The following is an 18255-nucleotide window of genomic DNA, read 5'->3' on the forward strand; positions in this document are numbered from 1 at the left end:
TGTCGAAAATCCTAATCACTTCGTCAGACCGCCCGGCATGACGGTCTGCTCCTGTCGCCGGGCCTTAATGCCCCGTCAACGGGTGCCCTGTTATAGGACGATCCATGCCCAAGCTGCTTCACCGGCTGGCGCACGTGACCTTATGTGCCGCCTTCGCCGTCCCCTTCGCCTCGACCATCGCCACCGCAGGGGGGAACGGATCGCTGTTTTCGTCCGACGCGGTCCTTCTGAGCGCCCTGCAATCGACCTCGAGCCATGCCCGCCTGACGCCGCTTCTATACACCGGCGCCGAGCCTGCGAAAGTGGAAATTACACCCGATGCGCCGGTCGAAGAACTTCATCTGGCAAGCACCCGGTCCAGCTATTCCCGCGCCGATCTGGAATGCCTGTCCGAGGCCCTCTATCACGAGGCGCGCGGCGAGGGTCGCCAGGGCCAGGCCGCCGTGGCCGAGGTGATCCTGAACCGCGTCGACAGCGGCGCCTTTCCGGGCACCGTCTGCGGGGTGATCAACCAGCCCAGCCAGTTCAGCTACACCATCGGCGGCGCCAAGCCGATCCGCAACAAGGGCGCCTATCTGCGCGCCCGCGACATCGCCGAGGCTGCCCTGTCGGGCGCCCCCCGCGCCCTGACCGGCGGCGCCACCTATTTCCACACCCCCGCCGTGCGCCCCGCCTGGTCGCACCGCTTCCAGCGCACCGTGCAGATCGGCCGCCACATCTTCTATCGCGGCAACCAGCGCGTCGCCTCGAACTGAGGCTGCGGGATGCGGGCGGGACTTGCCCGCGCCAGCGATTTGCTGTGAATGGCCTGATGGAACATCCCGACCGCATCTTTCTGCGCGATCACGTCCTCTCGGCCGAGATCGGCGCCTTCCAGTCCGAACGCGGCCGCGACCAGCGCCTGCGCTTCAACCTGACCGTCGAACTGCGCGAGACGGTCGCGGGCAGCGACGATCATGTGGACCAGATCCTGTCCTATGATGTGCTGACCCAGGGCGTGACGACCGCGCTGGCCGACCAGCGCTACAACCTGGTCGAGACCCTGGCCGAGCGCATCGCCGCCGAGGTCCTGGCCCATCCCCGCGCCGCCTGCATCCATGTCACCGTCGAGAAGCTGGATCGCGGCCCCGGCGCGCTTGGCGTGTCGATCACCCGTCATCGGGGCCGCGTGCCGGCCTCGGGCGTCGCGGCCTCGGTGGCAATCCTGATCCACGGCCCCGGCGCACCCGCCCCGCAGGGCGCGGTCGTGGTGCTGCCGGGCGATGCGCCCGTGCCGGCCGAGGGCCCCCACGCCCGGCGCATCGCGCTGCTGGCGCTGGATCAGATGGCCTGGGCGCTGGCCGGAGCGCTGGATCTGGAGATCGCCGAGACGCGGACCGAACTGGAGGCCGCCATCCAGGCCGGCCAGCCGGTGGTCTGGGCGCCCGCGCGGCTGGCCGCCGATGCCCCTGCGGCAGGCGAGACCCCCGACAGCCTGTCGCTGTGGCTGGCGGGCCGGATCGGCGCGCATCGGCTGGATGTGGCGCGCCCCGAGCCCCTGCCCCTGCCCGCGCTGCCCGAGGGTCTGGTGTTGACCCTCTCCCGCCTGCCCGCGCGGTAGGGATCATGTCCGAGCGCGCCTATTACCGCCCGATTCCGCAGCCCGGCGCCGCCCGCTGGCGGCTGGCCGGAGGCTGGACCGGCTTCACCCTGTTCGAGCGCCTGCAGCGCGGCCAGCCCCCGCAGGTGGTGGACCGCGCCCCGGACGAGGTCATGGCCGCCCTGACCGCGCCCCGCGCGCCGCTGCTGGGCCTGTCGCTTGACCGCCCGCGCCTGATGGGGATCGTGAACGCCACCCCCGACAGCTTTTCGGATGGCGGGCATTACGATCCGCCCCAGCAGGCCCGAGCGCTGGTCGCTTCGGGCGCCGATCTGCTGGATCTGGGCGGCGAATCAACCCGCCCCGGCGCCGAGGAGGTGCCCGAGGACGACGAGATCGCGCGCATCCTGCCGACCCTTCATGCCATGGCGGGCGCGGTGCCGCTGTCCGTGGACACCCGCAAGGCCCGCGTCGCGCAGGCCGCTCTGGCGGCGGGGGCGGGCATGGTCAACGATGTCTCGGGCTTCGATTTCGACCCGGATCTGGCGGGCGTCGTGGCGCAGGCGGACGTGCCGGTCTGCCTGATGCATGCCCAGGGCCAACCGGCGACGATGCAGCACGATCCGCGCTATGGCGACGTGCTGCTGGACGTCTATGACGCGCTGGAGGCGCGGATCGCGCGGGCGGTGACGGCGGGCATTCCCGCGCAGCGGATCGTGATCGATCCGGGCATCGGATTCGGCAAGACGATGGCGCATAATCTGGCGATCCTGCGGCGCATCTCGGTCTATCACGGTCTGGGCTGCCCGATCCTGCTGGGCCTGTCGCGCAAGCGCTTCATCGGCACGATCGGCGGGGCCGAGGCGCCCGGCGACCGGATGCCCGGCACGCTGGCGCTGACCGTCATGGCGGTGGCGCAGGGGGTCCAGATCCACCGCGTCCATGACGTGGCCGAGCATGCACAGGGGCTGCGCCTGATCGCGGCGCTGAACGACGAAGAAGGAAAGACGGGGACATGAGCAGGAAGCTTTTCGGGACCGACGGGGTGCGCGGACGCGCCAACACCCATCCCATGACCGCCGAGATGGCGCTGCGCCTCGGCGCCGCCGCCGGGCGCTATTTCCGCCGCGACGGGCGCAACCGCCATCGGGTGGTGATCGGCAAGGACACGCGCCTGTCGGGCTACATGCTGGAGAACGCGCTGACCGCCGGGCTGACCAGCACGGGCATGAACGTGCTGCTGCTGGGCCCGGTGCCCACGCCCGCGGTGGGGTTCCTGACCCGGTCCATGCGCGCCGATCTGGGCATCATGATCTCGGCCAGCCACAACCCGGCCGAGGATAACGGCATCAAGTTCTTCGGCCCCGACGGCTTCAAGCTGTCCGACGAGGCCGAGGCCGAGATCGAGGCCATCGTCGCAAGCGAGGTCGCCCCCGCCCAGCCCGCCAATATCGGCCGCGCCAAGCGCATCGACGACGGGCGCGGGCGCTACATGGAATATGCCAAGACGACCCTGCCCTCGGGTCTGCGGCTGGACGGTCTGAAGGTGGTCCTGGACTGCGCGCATGGCGCGGCCTATCGCGCCGCCCCCGACGTGCTGTGGGAGCTGGGCGCCGAAGTGATCCCGCTTGGCGTGAAGCCCGACGGCTTCAACATCAATGACGGCGTGGGCAGCACCCATCCGCAGGCCTGCGCCAAGGCGGTGCTGGCCCATGGCGCGCATCTGGGCATCAGCCTGGACGGCGATGCCGACCGGGTGGTGATCGTGGACCAAACGGGCCGCGTGGCGGATGGCGATCAGATCATGGCGCTGCTGGCGGGCCGATGGGCCGCGCAGGGCCGGCTGAAGGGCGGGGCGCTGGTCGCCACCGTCATGTCCAACCTGGGGCTGGAGCATTTCATGGCGGCCCAGGGGCTGCGGCTGGAGCGCACCCAGGTGGGTGACCGCTATGTGGTCGAGCGGATGCGCGAGGGCGGGTTCAACCTGGGCGGCGAGCAGTCGGGCCATATCGTGATGACCGACTATGCCACCACCGGCGACGGGCTGGTGGCGGCGATGCAGGTTCTGGGGGCCATGGCCGAGACCGGCCTGCCCGCCAGCGAGCTGGTCGCCCAGTTCGACCCAGTCCCGCAGATGCTGAAGAACGTCCGCTATGCCGCCGGCGCCGATCCCCTGGCAGCCGAGCCGGTCCGCCGCGTCATCGCCGAGGCCGAGGCGCGGCTGGCCGGCACCGGCCGGGTGCTGATCCGCAAGTCGGGCACCGAGCCCCTGATCCGGGTCATGGCCGAGGCCGAGGACGAGCATGTCCTGCGCGAGGTGGTCGAGGGCATCGTCGCGGCGGTCGAACACGCGGCCTGATCGCGTCCCGCGGTGGGGGCCTGAGCGCGTCCCGCGACGGCGGGGGGCCAGCCCCCCGCACCCCCCGGGATATTTCTGCCAAGATGAAAAGGGGTGCCGGTCTGTGCCTCAGGGGCTGGCCGTGACCGGGTCGTGGTCGTAGAGCCAGTCGAAGCGGCCGGGCATCAAAGCGGGGGCGAGGCGGTCGGCCAGGCGCAGCACGGTATGGGCGGCGAGGCGCATCGGGCCCTTGAAGTGATAGTTGCGGGCATTGGCGGTGGCGGCCTCGGTGATGCGGGTGACGCGCGGCTGGCGCAGGGCCTGATAGCGGGCAAGGGCTGCGGGCTGATCGGGACCCGCGTCGAGGCAGGTGGCCAGCACCCAGGCATCCTCGATCGCCATGCCCGCGCCCTGCGCCAGGAACGGCAGGGTCGGATGGGCGGCATCGCCCAGGATCGCGCGGCGATCGTCGTGCCAGCGGGCGGCGACGGGGTGGCGGAAGAGGCCCCAGAGATGGACCTTTGAAACAGCAGAGAGCCAGCCGGGCACCGGGCCGCCGAAGCCCGCGAAGGCCGTGCGCAGATCACCGGGGTCGCCGGGCCGGGACCAGCCCTCGTCCTGCCAGTCGGCGCGCTCGAGGACGGCCACCAGATTGCGCCGCCCGCCCGCCAGCGGATAGCTGACCAGATGGCGACCCGGGCCCATGAAGACCTGCGCCTCGGGCGGGGCCCCGGGGGTCTCGGGGATGAGCGCGCGCCAGGCGGTCTGGCCGGTGAAGAACGGGGTCTCGGGGCCGTTCAGCGCGCGGCGCAGGGGGCTTCTGACGCCCTCGGCGCCGATCAGCAGCGGCAGGTCGGGGGGCGTCGCGATGTCCTGTCCCAGGCGGAGATCGACCCCGGCGCCCAAGGCCGCATCGGCCAACAGCTCGATCAGCCGGGCGCGGTGAATCAGCAGGAAGCGCGCCTCGGGCCGGTGCGCGGCAAGGTCCATGCGCAGCACGCGGCGGCCTTGGGCGTCGTTCAACTGGACCGCGCGGTTGCGCAGGCTGGCGCTGTCCAGCGCCGGACCCAGCCCGAGGGCGTCCAGCACCCGCACCGCATTCGCCGAGAGCTGGATGCCTGCGCCGACCTCGGACAAGGCCGGGGCGCGTTCGAGGACGGTCACGCGGGCGCCGCGCCGCGCCAGGGCCAGCGCGGCGGTCAGGCCGCCGATCCCGGCGCCGATCACGGTGGCGGGCCGGCCGGTCAGGGCGCCGGTCATCGCGGCCCCCGAGGGGCGCCGGTCAGATGCCCTGAAGCATCGCGGACCGGCCCGGTATGGGGGCCGCGGCTTGCGGGCCGGTCAGTCGTCGCGATGGACGCGCTCCTTGCGCTCGTGACGCTCTTGCGCCTCCAGCGTCATGGTGGCGATGGGGCGGGCATCCAGACGGCGCAGGCTGATCGGCTCGCCGGTCATCTCGCAATAGCCGAAATCGCCGGTCTCGATGCGGCGCAGTGCCGAGTCGATCTTGCTGACCAGCTTGCGCTGGCGGTCGCGGGTGCGCAGTTCCAGCGCGCGGTCGGTTTCCTCGCTGGCGCGGTCGGCCAGGTCGGGCACCGCACGGGCGCTGTCCTGCAGGCCTTCCAGCGTCTCGGCCGACTGGTCCAGCAATTCCTGCTTCCAGGCTTCCAGCTTGCGCCGGAAATATTCGAGCTGACGCTCGTTCATGAAGGGCTCGTCCTCGGCGGGACGATAATCCTGGGGAAGGAAGGTCTGGGCTTTCATACGTCCTCCGGCAGCGCCGGGCGGAGCTAATTTACCGGCACCTTGCGCGCCCCCATAAAGTATGGCGTGGCGCTTGTCACTAGGGTTGCGCAGGGTAATCATGCGCGGCGTGCAAATCTGCCCGCCCGCGCGGGCCATCGCGGCCAAGCACCTTGGCCAGAAGGAGAAGTCTTCATGCAATTCATCGGGACCGACAGCTATGTGGCGCCGCCCGACCTGGCCTTGGCGGTCAATGCGGCGATCACGTTGCAGCGTCCGCTGCTGGTCAAGGGCGAGCCCGGCACCGGCAAGACCGAGCTGGCCCGGCAGGTCGCCGCCAGCATGGGGATGCCGATCCTCGAATGGCATGTGAAATCGACCACCAAGGCGCAGCAAGGCCTGTACGAATACGACGCGGTCAGCCGGCTGCGCGACAGCCAGCTGGGCGATGCGCGGGTCAACGACGTGTCGAACTATATCCGGCGGGGCAAGCTGTGGCAGGCCTTCGCGGCGCCAGCCCGGGTCGTGCTGCTGATCGACGAGGTGGACAAGGCCGATATCGAGTTCCCCAACGACCTGCTGCAGGAACTGGACCGGATGGAGTTCCATGTCTACGAGACCGGCGAGACCGTCCGCGCCGCGCATCGCCCGGTCGTCATCATCACCTCGAACAACGAGAAGGAGCTGCCCGACGCCTTCCTGCGGCGCTGCTTCTTCCATTACATCCGCTTTCCCGATGCCGCGACGCTGAAGGCCATCGTCGAGGTGCATCATCCGGGCCTGAAGCCGCGGCTGCTGGACACCGCGCTGACCCAGTTTCTGGAGTTGCGCGAGGCGCCGGGGCTGAAGAAGAAGCCCTCGACCAGCGAGTTCCTGGACTGGCTGAAGCTGATCCTGGCCGAGGATCTGGCGCCCGAGGATCTGGCGCGCGATCCCGCGACGATGCTGCCGCGCCTGCACGGGGCATTGCTGAAGAACGAGCAGGATGTGGCGCTGTTCGAGAAGCTGGCCTTCATGGCCCGGCGTCAGGGGCGGTAGGCGGGGTTGGAGGGGGGCGCTGCCCCCCGTCCTGCGGACTCCCCCCGGGATATTTCAGCCAAGATGAAAGGTGGGCGTGAGGACCGGGGCCCGGGCCCCGGTCCAACGGTCAGTTTGCGGGGGCCTCGGGCAGCGGCTCGACGATGCCCGGGACGATGGGTTCATCGGCGGCGGGGGCGCCGTCGCCCGGCATCGGGGGATCGACCGGGGCGGGGGCGGGCCCACCCTGGGGCCCGCCATGGTGGCGGCCATGGGAGGGCATCGGGGCGCAGGCGCCCTCGCCCGCCAGCGCGAACTCGACCTCGACCTGCGCCGTGGTCTCGACCTCGCCGGGCTGGACGGGAGTGCTGTCGGCCATCGCCGCCTCCATCCGCATCATCGGGCGCGGGCCGCCATTGCCGGTCGCCACGTCGCGCAGGGTCATCAGCGGACCCAGCTCGACGCCGGCGGCCTCGGCCAGGACCTCGGCCTTGCGCCGCGCATCGGCGACCGCCTCGCGGCGGGCGTCGTCCTGGGTCGAGGCGCCATCCTCGCGGGTGAAGGTGATGCCGTTGATCTCGTTGGCGCCGGCGCCCACGATCGCGTCCAGCACCTCGCCCAAGGTCCCCAGATCCGAGACGCGGACGGTCACCATGTTGCTGGCCTGATAGCCCGTCACGGTGGGCGCCTGGTTCTCGCCATATTGCATCAGCGGGTTCAGCGACAGGCCCGAGGTCTGGATCTGCGCGGCGTCGATCCCCGTGTCGGTCAGGGCCGCGATCACCGCGCTCTGGCGGTCGTTGTTCTGCGACATCGCCTCGGCGGCGCTGTCGGCCTGGGTGGTGACGCCCAGCTGGATGCTGGCCATGTCGGGGGCGGTCCGGGACTGGCCCTCGCCCGTGACGGTCATGCGCGAGGGGCCGGCGGGGCCGCAGGCCATCGGCGCGGCGAGGGCGGGACCGGCGGTCAGCGCGGCCAGCGCCACGCTCAGGGCCAGGCGGCGGGCATGCGGGGCACGGAGGGAAGGTCGCATCGGGGGATCCTTTCTGATCACACGTTGGGCGTGCCTTGTGATGCCTCGGACCTCCTGCGATGCACAGCCCTTTTGCGCGCAAATCCGATCACAGATGTGGCAGTTCTTCTTTCAACACTCCACAATTTGCGGTAGAGAGGACGACGAGGCCAACGACATGGCGCGCACGCATCGCACCATGCAAACCGAGCAGTGAACACATCCATGAACCAGCATGCCGCGTCCCCTGAATTCGCCATGAGCTTTACCCAGGAGGCCGTGCAACTGGAATGTCGCGACGGCCCCGAATGGCAGCCGCTCGGCCAGGCCCGCTTTGCCGGCGGCGACCTGGCCTCGGTCCTCAACGCCCTGCGCAAGGAGGCCGGGGGTCAGGCCGGCGAGCTGGACACCGTGCTGGTGATCCCCGACGACCAGATCCTGTATACGGTGCTGACGGTGCCCTTCGGGTCCGACACGGCGGCCACCATCGCGCGCGCACTGGAGGCCTCGTCGCCCTACCGGGCCGAGGATCTGGCCTTCGACTGGTGTCCCGCCGCCAATGGCGACATCGAGACGCTGCGCGTGGCCGCCGTGGCCCGCCGCACCCTGGACGAGGCCGAGGATTTCGCGCGCGCGCAGGGGTTCCGCCCTTCGGGCTTCCAGGCCCGGCCGGGCGATGACCGTTTCGAGGGGCAGCCCGATTTCGGCCCCACGCGCCTGGCGCAGGAACAGTTCGACCGCCGTCCCTTCAGCGCGCCCGACCTGATGCAGGCCCGCGTCACCGCCCCGGTGATCGAGGTCGAACCGGGCGCGGCCCCGGCGATGGCCGCGCAGCCCGCCGTCTCGCGGATCACCCCGCATGTGCCGGTGCAGATGCCGGCGGATGCGGTGGTCGCGACGGATGCTGTCGCCGATGCCGATGCCGGGGACGCCAGTCCGGCCGAGGGGGGGGCGTCTGGCGCCGTCATCCGGCATGGCGGGGCGCTGACCGCCAGCCGCCTCTCGCCGCGGGCCGAGGCCCTGCATCAGCGTGCCGCCACGGCGAAGGCGCAGCGCGCGGCCGAGGCCGCGGATCCCGTCCCGACGCGCGGTCTTGCCGATCGGCTGCGGGCGCTGGATCCCGGGCGGTTGCCGGTGATGCTGGGCGGGCTGGTGCTGATCCTGGTGCTGGCGCTGCTGGTCTTCGGCCGCCCGACCTCGCAGACCCCGGTCGCCGAGGCGCCGCCGACGGAGGTTCCAGTGGCTGAGGCGCCTTCGGCACAACCCGAGGGCGAGCTGCCGGCGGCCCCTGCGCCCGCGGCGGATCCCGCCGAGGTGGCGCCGGTTGTGCCGGAGACGGCGCCCGAGACGGCGGCTGAGACGGCCCCCGTCACGGCACCTGATGCCCCTCTGGCCGAGGCACCGGACGCCCCGGCTGAGAGTGCCGCGCCGGCGCCGGTCGCCCCGACCCAAGCGCCCGCGACCGAACCGGATGCGCTGGACCGTGCCTTGGCCGAGGCTCTCGGGACGGCGCCTCCGGCTGCGGGCGTGACGCCCGAGGCCGCCGCCAGCGCCGCGACCGCCGCCTCTGCGGCGGCGGGTCTTCCCGTGACGGGCGCGGCGACCGGAACGGCCTCCGCGACGGCTCCGGCATCGGAGTTCGTTCCCGCCGAGAACGCCCCTGCCGCGCCGGCGCCGGGATCCCCCGCCGAAACGGAGGGCGCGACCCCACCGCCTGCGGCACCTCCTGCCACAGCGCCTTCGGCAGCGGCCACCGGCCCGCTGGCCCGTTCCGTGCGCCCGCCCCCCCGGACGGCGCCCGAGGCCGCCGCGCAGCCCGCGGCCCCCGACAGCCGCCCGACCGTGCCCGAAAGCCCTCTGCCCTTCCAGGCAGAGGTGCAGCCCGCGCCCGAGGCGCCCGCCGTTGCCGCCACGCGGCCCCGGTCGCGCCCGACCGTCCCGGCGGCGGCACCTCAAGCCGACGCGCCCGCTCCGGCGCCCGCGGCAACCGGCCCCGCAACGCCTGCGCCGGCAGCCGCCGCACCGACCCCGGCACCGGCGGCTCCGACCGCCACGGCTCCGGCGGCGCGGCCTGACGGGGCCCGGCCCCCGGCTGCCAGCGCAAGCCCGAACCCTGCCCCGACCTCTGCGCCAAGCCCCGCCCCGGCGCCGACGGCGACCCCGGTCGAATCGACCTCGCGTCCGCCGGCCCGGCCTCAGAGCCTGTCGCAGCTGGACGAGGGCAGCGCCGCCGAGGCGGATCAGCCGCGCCGCCTGACCCTGGCCGAGCGGGGCCAGACCGCCCTGCAGCTGAGCGACCTCGGCGTGCCCCAGATGGGCGTCGGGTCCCTGGCCGACCGCGATCCGCTGGTGCACCCGGTGCGCCTTGCGCGGGTCGACGCCGCCGAGGACCGCCTGCGGCAGCAGCAGCGCGACCTGCGCACGGCGCAGGCCGGCGCGGCGCCGCTGAGCCGGGCCGAGCGCGGGATGGTCTTCCAGCTGGCCGATGCCCGCCCGATCCGCAAGCCCACGGCAGGCGCCGTCCCCGCGCCGCGCGCCGCGCAGAGTTCCGTGTCCGCGCCCCGCCCCGCCGCGCGCGCCAGCATCGCGGCGGATGTCGTCTCGCCCCCCGCCTCGGCCAGCCCGGCACCCGCCGTCACGGCAGCCTCCACGGGGACCATCCAGCGCTCGGCCCGGCCCGCCAGCCGGCCCGAGACGCAGGCCGCCCCCAACCGCGTCTCGGGCGCGGCGGTCGAAGAGGCCATCGCCTCGGCCATCGACGACAGCCCGGCCCGGCCCGGCGCGGTCGCCCTGACGGCGCTGACCTCGTCGCAGGTGCCGCCGCGCCGGGCGGCACGGGCCACCGGGGCCGCGGTCAATTCCATGATGGCCTCGGCCGCGCCGGTCGCCGCCGCGCTGACGCCCTCGGCCTCGGACCTGCGGGCCGCCGCCGAGGCACAGGCCGCCGCAGCCGCCGCCGCGGCGGCCCAGAATTCACAGGCCGCCCTTGCCGCGCAGCGCCGCCAGGATGACGAATTGCAGGCCCAGGCCGAGGCGCGGGCCCGGTCCCAGGCTGCCGCCGATGCGCGCGCCGACGCGCAGGCCCGCGCCGCCGCCGAGGCCCGCGCCCGCGCACAGGCCCAGGCAGAACAGCAGCGGGCCGCCGCGCGCAACCAGCGCTATCAGCCGCCCGAGGTGGATGCCGAGCCCGACGTGGTCGCCGCCGTGCCGCAGAATGCCGTGGGCAATGCCGCCGCCAGCGCCACCGTCAGCGACGGCATCCAGCTGAACAGCACCCAGATCATCGGCACCATCGGCGCGGGTCGCGCCAGCCGGGCGCTGGTGCGCCTGTCGAACGGGCGGGTGCTGACGCTGCGGATCGGCGACCGCATCAATGGCGGCACGATCAGCGAGATCGGCGACAGCCGCATCACCTATCAGAAGCAGGGCCGCGCCCATGCCCTGGGCGTGCTGAACGGGCAGTAGGCGTCAGTCCAGCCGCCGGATCGCAAAGCCCTCGGCCTCCAGCAGGGCCAGCACCCCCGCCGCGCCGGGCAGGTGCAACGCCCCGAAGGCCGCGACGATGCCCTGCCCCTCCGACGCGGCCTCGGCAGCGCCGCGCGTCAGGGGCGCGATCCAGGCACGGTTGCGGTCATCCATCAGCCGGGTCTGCGCCAGGGTCATCTGGCGGTCGACCTCGGCCTCGGGCAGGCCGGAATTGGCCAGCGCGTCGAAGCGCCCGAACTCCCAGATCTTCCACACGTCGCCGTCGAAATAGGCATCCGTCAGCGTCACCGCGTAATCATCGGCATAGCCCGCCGCGGGCAGGCCCGCGCGGATCATGTCCAGCTCCTGCTGGGGCGTCAGCCCCTGGAAGAGGCCGAAGATCGTGTCCCAGGGCTCCAGCGCACGGATCGGGGTGCCGGCCGCCTCGGCTTCGGCGACCAGCAGGTGGTCCAGCCCGCCCGCATCGCCCGTCTCGGCCATCGTGCGGACCATGCAGGGCGACACGCCCAGCATCATCGCCACATACCAAGGCCGCATCTTGGCCGCGATCACCGCCGGGGTGCCGCGATCCGACATGGCCGCGGCCAGCGCCTGCCATTCCGGCGTCGACAGCCGCTCGGGCAGGGTCGGGCCGTCGGGATCGACCATCAGCGTGGGGTCCGCAGTCAGCGCCTCGGCCAGATGCGCCTCCTCCTCGGGGCCGGCCTCGACATACAGCGCCTGCGCCTCGGCGATCATCGGGCGCAGCCGGTCGACCATGACCTGATGGCGCGAATCGGCGAAATGATAGGTTCCGGCCAGGATGATGTGCCGATCGCCCTGCCGCGCCTCGAACAGAAGGCCGCGCCGATAGGGCACGCCCTCGGTCGCGGCCTCGATGGCGGCAGCACGTTCGGGGGGCATGGTGTCGAACAGGTTCTGGCCCTCGCAGGCGGCCCAGGCAGGCTGACCCGCCAACAGGAACAGGGCGGCAGGGATCGTCATTCGCATGGGGGATCAGGTCCTTATCGGTCGGCGTCTCGGTCGGTTCGGGGCGCAGGCTGTCACGTCCGGCGGGCGGAATCCAGCCCGCCGGGGGCATGACGGCTGTTGACACGGGCCCCCGATTTGCCTAGATCACCGTCATTGGCACTCGCAGTCGGTGAGTGCCAACAACGAAACACTGCAACCTGAAATATCGGAGTGTTCTATCATGGCTTTCACACCCCTGCATGACCGCGTGCTGGTCCGCCGCGTCCAAGGCGAAGAGAAGACCAAGGGCGGTCTGATCATCCCGGACAACGCCAAGGAAAAGCCCGCCGAAGGCGAGATCATCTCGACCGGCGAAGGCGCACGCAAGGACTCGGGCGAGCTGATCGCACCGTCGGTCAAGGCCGGCGACCGCGTCCTGTTCGGCAAATGGTCGGGCACCGAAGTCACGATCGACGGCGAAGAGCTGCTGATCATGAAGGAAAGCGACATCCTGGGCGTGATCAACTGATCCCCGGACTGTTCCATCCTTCCCCCCAGAATTTAGGAGATTCATAATGGCTGCCAAAGAAGTCAAGTTCAGCACCGACGCGCGCGATCGCATGCTGAAAGGCGTCAACATCCTGGCCGATGCCGTCAAGGTGACCCTGGGCCCGAAAGGCCGCAACGTGGTCATCGACAAATCCTTCGGCGCGCCGCGCATCACCAAAGACGGTGTGACGGTCGCCAAGGAAATCGAGCTGTCCGACAAGTTCGAGAACATGGGCGCGCAGATGGTCCGCGAAGTCGCGTCGCGCACCAATGACGAAGCGGGCGACGGCACCACCACCGCCACCGTGCTGGCTCAGGCCATCGTCAAAGAGGGCATGAAGGCCGTTGCGGCCGGCATGAACCCGATGGATCTGAAGCGCGGAATCGACCTGGCCACGCTGAAGGTCGTCGAGGCCATCAAGGCCGCCTCGCGTCCCGTCACCGACAGCGACGAAGTCGCCCAGGTCGGCACGATCTCGGCCAATGGCGAAGCCAATATCGGCCGCTTCATCGCCGACGCGATGCAGAAGGTCGGTAACGAGGGTGTCATCACCGTCGAAGAGAACAAGGGGATGGAGACCGAGGTCGAAGTCGTCGAAGGCATGCAGTTCGACCGCGGCTACCTGTCGCCCTACTTCGTCACCAATCCCGACAAGATGATCGCGGATCTGGAAGACGCCTATATCCTGCTGCACGAGAAGAAGCTGTCCTCGCTGCAGCCGATGGTGCCGCTCTTGGAAGCCGTGATCCAGTCGGGCAAGCCGCTGGTCATCATCTCGGAAGATGTCGAAGGCGAGGCCCTGGCCACGCTGGTCGTCAACAAGCTGCGCGGCGGCCTGAAGATCGCGGCCGTCAAGGCACCGGGCTTCGGCGATCGTCGCAAGGCGATGCTGCAGGACATCGCGATCCTGACCGGCGGTCAGGTCATCAGCGAAGACCTGGGCATGAAGCTGGAGAATGTCGGCATCGACATGCTGGGCCGTGCCAAGAAGATCACGATCAACAAGGACAACACCACCATCGTCGACGGCGCCGGTGAGAAGTCCGAGATCGAGGCACGCGTGTCCCAGATCCGTCAGCAGATCGAGGAAACCACCTCGGACTATGACAAGGAAAAGCTGCAGGAGCGCGTGGCCAAGCTGGCCGGCGGCGTCGCAGTCATCCGCGTCGGCGGCATGTCCGAGATCGAGGTCAAGGAGCGCAAGGACCGCGTCGATGACGCGCTGAACGCGACCCGTGCAGCAGTCCAGGAAGGCGTTGTCGTCGGCGGCGGCGTGGCTCTGGTTCAGGGCGGCAAGGTTCTGGAAGGTCTGACCGGCGAGAACAGCGACCAGAACGCGGGCATCACCATCGTCCGTCGTGCGCTGGAAGCTCCGATGCGCCAGATCGCCGAGAACGCGGGCGTCGACGGCGCCGTCGTGGCCGGCAAGGTCCGCGAGTCGACCGACAAGACCTTCGGCTTCAACGCGCAGACCGAAGAATATGGCGACATGTTCAAGTTCGGCGTGATCGATCCCGCGAAGGTCGTCCGCACCGCGCTGGAGGATGCAGCCTCGGTCGCAGGCCTGCTGATCACCACCGAAGCCATGATCGCCGACAAGCCCGAGCCGAAAGGCCAGGGCGGCGGTGGCGGCATGCCCGACATGGGCGGCATGGGCGGAATGATGTAATCATCCCCCTGCCCCTTGCAGGACTGACGGAAAAGGGCGCCCCATCGGGCGCCCTTTTTCATGGTGGCATCCGGGGGGCGATCCTGGGACATGTAAAAAGGGCGCCCGGTGGGGCGCCCTCTTTCAGATGCGGTGGCGGACGGGCCTAGCGCAGCACGCCCTCGACCCCCATCGACTTGCACAAAGACTGGAAGCGCGACAGGGCGACCTCGCCCATCAGGTTGCGGCCCGTCGCGGTCAGGCGCAATTCGACCGCCTCGCCCGGGATCAGCTTCAGGCTGGCCGCGTCCGAGGGATCGTCGGTGGCGAACATCGCGCCGAAGCGCATCGCCTTGCCCAGGATCTCGGCCTCGCGGATCTGCGCCTCGTCCAGCAGCGCGAAGAGCGGCGCCATCTGCGACTGCGCGCGGCTGTTCCTGTAGCGGTGCAGCAGGGCCAGCCCCAGATAGATGCGCTCGGGGTGGCTCAGCGCGGCCATGTTGGCGCGGGTGACATTGTCGAAGCAGGCCTCGGCCCGATAGTCGGGATGCGCGCGCCACGCCGTGTCATGCAGCAGGCAGGCCGCGCGCACCAGCCGGTCACGCTCGGGGGCCATGTCGGGGAACAGCGGCAGCAGGAACTGGTACAGCTTCTTGCCGAAGCCCGGCAGGCGGGCCATCTGCTTTTCGGTGAAGCGCGCGGCTTCCAGCAGGGGGTCGCGCTTGCGCAGGGTCGTGGACATGTGCTCGTAGAGCAGCCCCTCGCGGATCCCGTAGCTGGAGACGGCCAGTTCCTTGGGCCCGAAGACCTCGATCATCTGCGACAGCACTTGGGCCGCCAAGGGCACCAGCTCGATCCGCGAGGCCGAGATGCCGACCGTCGCCCGCAGCGCGTTCAGGTCGTGCTGGCCGATCCAGTCGACGGTCTGGGCGACCGCCTCGGGGGTCATGCGGTATTCGTGCAGCACCGTCATCGGGTAGCCGCAGCGCTCCATGTCCAGCCGGGCGATGGCGCGCCACGACCCGCCGACCAGATAGATCCGCTCGTGATCGGTGCCGATCTGCTCGGCCAACCCCCGCAGCACGCCCGAGATATGAGCACGCAGGTCCTCGGGCGGGATCTGCTGCAGCCGGAACGGCCCCAGCTGCGAGGTCACGCGCCGACCCACCTTGCCGCCGGCCACCTCGGCCAGCTCCATCGAGTTGCCGCCGATGTCGCAGACCAGCCCCTTGGCATCGGGCCAGCCCAGAAGGACGCCCTGCGCGGACAGCCGCGCCTCCTCCTCGCCGTCGATGACATGCAGCTTAAGGCCGGTCTCCTTCTCGACCCGGCGCTGGAAGGCGGGGCCGTCCTCGGCCTCGCGCACGGCGGCGGTGGCCACGCAGGTCAAAGGCTCGATCTTCATCGCCCGGGCCAGCGCCGCAAAGCGGACCAGCGCGGAAAAGCCCCTCTCGATCCCCTTGGGGTTCAGCTTGCCCGTGCGGGCCATGTCCTGACCCAGGCCCGCCATGACCTTCTCGTTGTAGAAATAGGCCGGCGAGCGGGCCGCCCCGTCGAAGACGACCAGCCGGATCGAGTTCGATCCGACATCGACGACGCCAAGCCGGCTCAGCGCCCGCTTGGGCAGCTTGCGGAATTTCGGCCCGAAAGGGTCGATCATCCGGCCGCTGGTGGTTCGCACCCCGTTCATCTTGATATCCCTTGCCTTAGGTCTGGGGTTGATGGCCCCGGGCGGGGCCAACCGTCAATCCGCCGAATGGGTCAGCGCCGGCACATCGCGCGCGCCTGCCGTTCCCCGCCCCGACAGGGAGGGGTTTTCCATGAAAAAGCGATGACAATTGAACAGATCATCCCGGCCTTCGGGAAGATAACGCAGGAACCGCCCATCCGGCTGCAACAGCCAGCTTTGCGCCTCGTCGGCCATGTTGGCGGACATGACCTGATTGACGATCTGCGCCTTGACCGTGTCGTTGACACATTCGACCAGCGTTTCCACCCGGCGGTTCAGGTTGCGATCCATCCAGTCGGCAGAGCTGATGAAGACCCGCGCCTTGGCCGAGGGCAGCCCGTGGCCCGAGCCGAAGCAGACGATCCGGCTGTGTTCCAGATAGCGCCCGACGATCGACTTCACGCGAATATTCTCGGACAAGCCCTTGATCCCAGGACGGATTCCGCAGATGCCCCGAATGATCAGGCTGATCCTGACGCCCGCCGCGCTGGCGGCATAGAGCGCCTCGATCACGTCCTTTTCGATCAGCGAATTCATCTTGGCCCAGATCGCGCCCGCGCGTCCCTGCCGCGCATATTCCGCCTCGCGCCCGATCAGGTCCAGAAGCCGCGTCTTGAGATCGATGGGCGAGATCGACAGGTTCTCCAGCCCCGCAGGCTGCACATAGCCCGACAGATAGTTGAAGACCTTGGTCGCATCGCGCCCAAGCGCCGGGTTGCAGGTGAACAGCGACAGGTCGGTATAGATGCGCGCGGTGATCGGGTGATAATTGCCGGTGCCGTAATGCGTGTAAGTGACCAGCCCCGCCCCTTCGCGGCGCACGATGGTGCTGATCTTGGCATGGGTCTTGTAGTTGACGAAGCCGTAGACGACATGCGCGCCCGCCCGTTCCAGACGGCGCGACTGGCGGATATTGGCGGCCTCGTCGAAGCGGGCCTTCAGTTCGACCAGCGCGGTCACCGACTTGCCCGCCTCGGCCGCCTCGCAGAGCGCATCCACGATGGGGCTGTCGCGGCTGGTGCGGTACAGCGTCTGCTTGATCGCCAGCACGTCGGGGTCGCGCGCCGCCTGCGCCAGATAGCGCACCACCATGTCGAAAGTCTCGTAGGGATGGTGCAGCAGCATGTCCTTTTGCCGGATGGCCGAGAACATGTCGCCGTCATGGTCCTGCACCCGTTCCGGCACGCGCGGCACGAAGGCGGGCCACAGAAGGTCGCGGCGGCTGTCCAGCACCAGTTCGGACAGATCGGCCATGCCCAGAAGACCCTCGACCTCGATCACCTCGTCGGCGCTGACCTCCAGCTCGTCCATGATCAGGCGGCGCAGGCGGTCCGGGGCGCCGCCGGTGATCTTCAGCCGGATGACGCTGCCCCGGCGGCGGCGCTTCAGCGCGGTCTCGAACTCGCGGACCAGATCCTCGGCCTCTTCCTCGACCTCCAGATCGCTGTCGCGCAGCACGCGGAAGCTGCAATGGCCCACATCGCGATAGCCCGGGAAGAGGCTGGAGAGGTGCATCAGCAGCAGATCCTCCAGCCGCAAAAAGCGCTGGCCGCCCGGCAGGGGCACGAAGCGCGGCAATTGCGCGGGGATCGGCAGCAGCGCCTGCATCTGCCGCCCGTCGGTCTCGCGCGCCAGTTCCAGCGCCAGCGAAAACCCGAGGTTCGGGATGAAGGGAAAGGGATGCGCCGGGTCGATGGCCAGGGGCGAAAGGACCGGAAAGACCAGGTTCTGGAAATGGTCGCGCAGGAATTCCTCTTCGGCGCGGGTCAGGCGCTGGCGGGACAGGATGACGATGCCCGCCTGTTCCATCTCGCGGCGCAGCGCGGTCCAGACGCCCTGCTGCGCGCCCATCAGGCGGCGGGCATCGGCGTTGATCAGGGCCAGCTGCTCGGCGGGCGTCAGCCCGTCATCCGAAGGCGTCGTGCTGCCCTCGCGCATCAGTTCGCGCAGGCCGGCCACGCGGACGCTGTAGAACTCGTCCAGGTTGGTGGCGCTGATCGACACGAAGCGCAGGCGTTCCAGCAAAGGCACGCGGGGATTGCGCGCCTCGTCCAGGACGCGCCAGTTGAAGGACAGCCAGGACAGTTCCCGGTTGAAGAACCGGGCGGGGCCTTCGGGCGTCCCTCCGGGCAGATCCTTGGCATCGGGAAAGGGCGTGCGGAGGAAGTCGGCTTGGGTCATGGTGTTCCGGGATCGGGCAAT

The 18255-nt window shown here is 70.2% G+C and carries 14 protein-coding genes; 8 read left to right on the top strand and 6 right to left on the bottom strand.

Annotated features, from left to right (window positions below):
* Positions 1 to 104: 104 nt before the first annotated feature.
* From FA743_RS02090 to glmM, 4 genes are read left to right on the top strand one after another with little or no spacing between them, the layout of a single operon-like run.
* Positions 105 to 755, top strand: a complete 651-nt coding sequence (locus FA743_RS02090; RefSeq protein ID WP_136884208.1) for a cell wall hydrolase — start codon at positions 105 to 107, stop codon at positions 753 to 755.
* 56 nt (positions 756 to 811) lie between these two features.
* Complete coding sequence (locus tag FA743_RS02095; RefSeq protein WP_136884209.1) at positions 812 to 1600, top strand: dihydroneopterin aldolase; 789 nt, start codon at positions 812 to 814, stop codon at positions 1598 to 1600.
* Between the two features lie 5 nt (positions 1601 to 1605).
* Positions 1606 to 2598: a dihydropteroate synthase gene (gene folP / locus FA743_RS02100; protein ID WP_136884210.1), complete on the top strand. Its 993-nt coding sequence runs from the start codon at positions 1606 to 1608 to the stop codon at positions 2596 to 2598.
* Positions 2595 to 3938 (top strand): phosphoglucosamine mutase, encoded by a 1344-nt coding sequence (gene glmM, locus FA743_RS02105; RefSeq protein ID WP_136884211.1) that lies wholly within the window; start codon positions 2595 to 2597, stop codon positions 3936 to 3938. The genes folP and glmM overlap by 4 nt, the downstream gene beginning before the upstream one ends.
* Positions 3939 to 4046: 108 nt before the next feature.
* Here the strand turns inward: glmM and FA743_RS02110 are convergent, their stop codons facing one another.
* Together FA743_RS02110 and dksA are read right to left on the bottom strand one after the other, a co-directional pair.
* Positions 4047 to 5177, bottom strand: a complete 1131-nt coding sequence (locus tag FA743_RS02110) for an FAD-dependent oxidoreductase (RefSeq protein ID WP_136884212.1) — start codon at positions 5175 to 5177, stop codon at positions 4047 to 4049.
* 81 nt (positions 5178 to 5258) lie between these two features.
* Entirely contained in the window at positions 5259 to 5681 is a 423-nt protein-coding gene (gene dksA, locus FA743_RS02115) for an RNA polymerase-binding protein DksA (RefSeq protein WP_135312456.1), read from the bottom strand.
* A 174-nt stretch (positions 5682 to 5855) separates the two neighbouring features.
* Here dksA and FA743_RS02120 point away from each other — a divergent pair, with 174 nt between their 5' ends.
* Complete coding sequence (locus FA743_RS02120) at positions 5856 to 6698, top strand: AAA family ATPase (protein ID WP_136884213.1); 843 nt, start codon at positions 5856 to 5858, stop codon at positions 6696 to 6698.
* A gap of 109 nt (positions 6699 to 6807) precedes the next feature.
* Here FA743_RS02120 and FA743_RS02125 read toward each other — a convergent pair whose 3' ends face one another.
* Positions 6808 to 7710 (bottom strand): SIMPL domain-containing protein, encoded by a 903-nt coding sequence (locus FA743_RS02125; RefSeq protein WP_136884214.1) that lies wholly within the window; start codon positions 7708 to 7710, stop codon positions 6808 to 6810.
* Positions 7711 to 7914: 204 nt separating this feature from the next.
* Here FA743_RS02125 and FA743_RS20205 point away from each other — a divergent pair, with 204 nt between their 5' ends.
* A complete protein-coding gene (locus FA743_RS20205; protein ID WP_169308738.1) occupies positions 7915 to 11154 on the top strand; it encodes a hypothetical protein in 3240 nt (1079 codons plus the stop codon).
* Between the two features lie 3 nt (positions 11155 to 11157).
* Here the strand turns inward: FA743_RS20205 and FA743_RS02135 are convergent, their stop codons facing one another.
* Entirely contained in the window at positions 11158 to 12165 is a 1008-nt protein-coding gene (locus FA743_RS02135; RefSeq protein WP_136884215.1) for a TraB/GumN family protein, read from the bottom strand.
* A gap of 202 nt (positions 12166 to 12367) precedes the next feature.
* Here FA743_RS02135 and FA743_RS02140 point away from each other — a divergent pair, with 202 nt between their 5' ends.
* Both FA743_RS02140 and groL read left to right on the top strand, forming a co-directional pair.
* The gene (locus FA743_RS02140) at positions 12368 to 12655 is read left to right on the top strand and encodes a co-chaperone GroES (protein ID WP_131574468.1); all 288 of its coding nucleotides are present in this window, start codon (positions 12368 to 12370) and stop codon (positions 12653 to 12655) included.
* Between the two features lie 46 nt (positions 12656 to 12701).
* Positions 12702 to 14345 (top strand): chaperonin GroEL, encoded by a 1644-nt coding sequence (groL, locus tag FA743_RS02145; protein WP_136884216.1) that lies wholly within the window; start codon positions 12702 to 12704, stop codon positions 14343 to 14345.
* Positions 14346 to 14490: 145 nt separating this feature from the next.
* Here the strand turns inward: groL and FA743_RS02150 are convergent, their stop codons facing one another.
* Both FA743_RS02150 and FA743_RS02155 read right to left on the bottom strand, forming a co-directional pair.
* Positions 14491 to 16014, bottom strand: coding sequence for a Ppx/GppA family phosphatase (locus FA743_RS02150; RefSeq protein WP_136884217.1), 1524 nt, complete (start codon positions 16012 to 16014; stop codon positions 14491 to 14493).
* A 54-nt stretch (positions 16015 to 16068) separates the two neighbouring features.
* Positions 16069 to 18234 (bottom strand): RNA degradosome polyphosphate kinase, encoded by a 2166-nt coding sequence (locus FA743_RS02155; protein WP_136884218.1) that lies wholly within the window; start codon positions 18232 to 18234, stop codon positions 16069 to 16071.
* Between the last annotated feature and the right edge of the window lie 21 nt (positions 18235 to 18255).

The sequence above is a fragment of the Paracoccus gahaiensis genome, from assembly GCF_005048225.1.
In the GTDB taxonomy this organism is placed as follows: domain Bacteria; phylum Pseudomonadota; class Alphaproteobacteria; order Rhodobacterales; family Rhodobacteraceae; genus Paracoccus; species Paracoccus gahaiensis.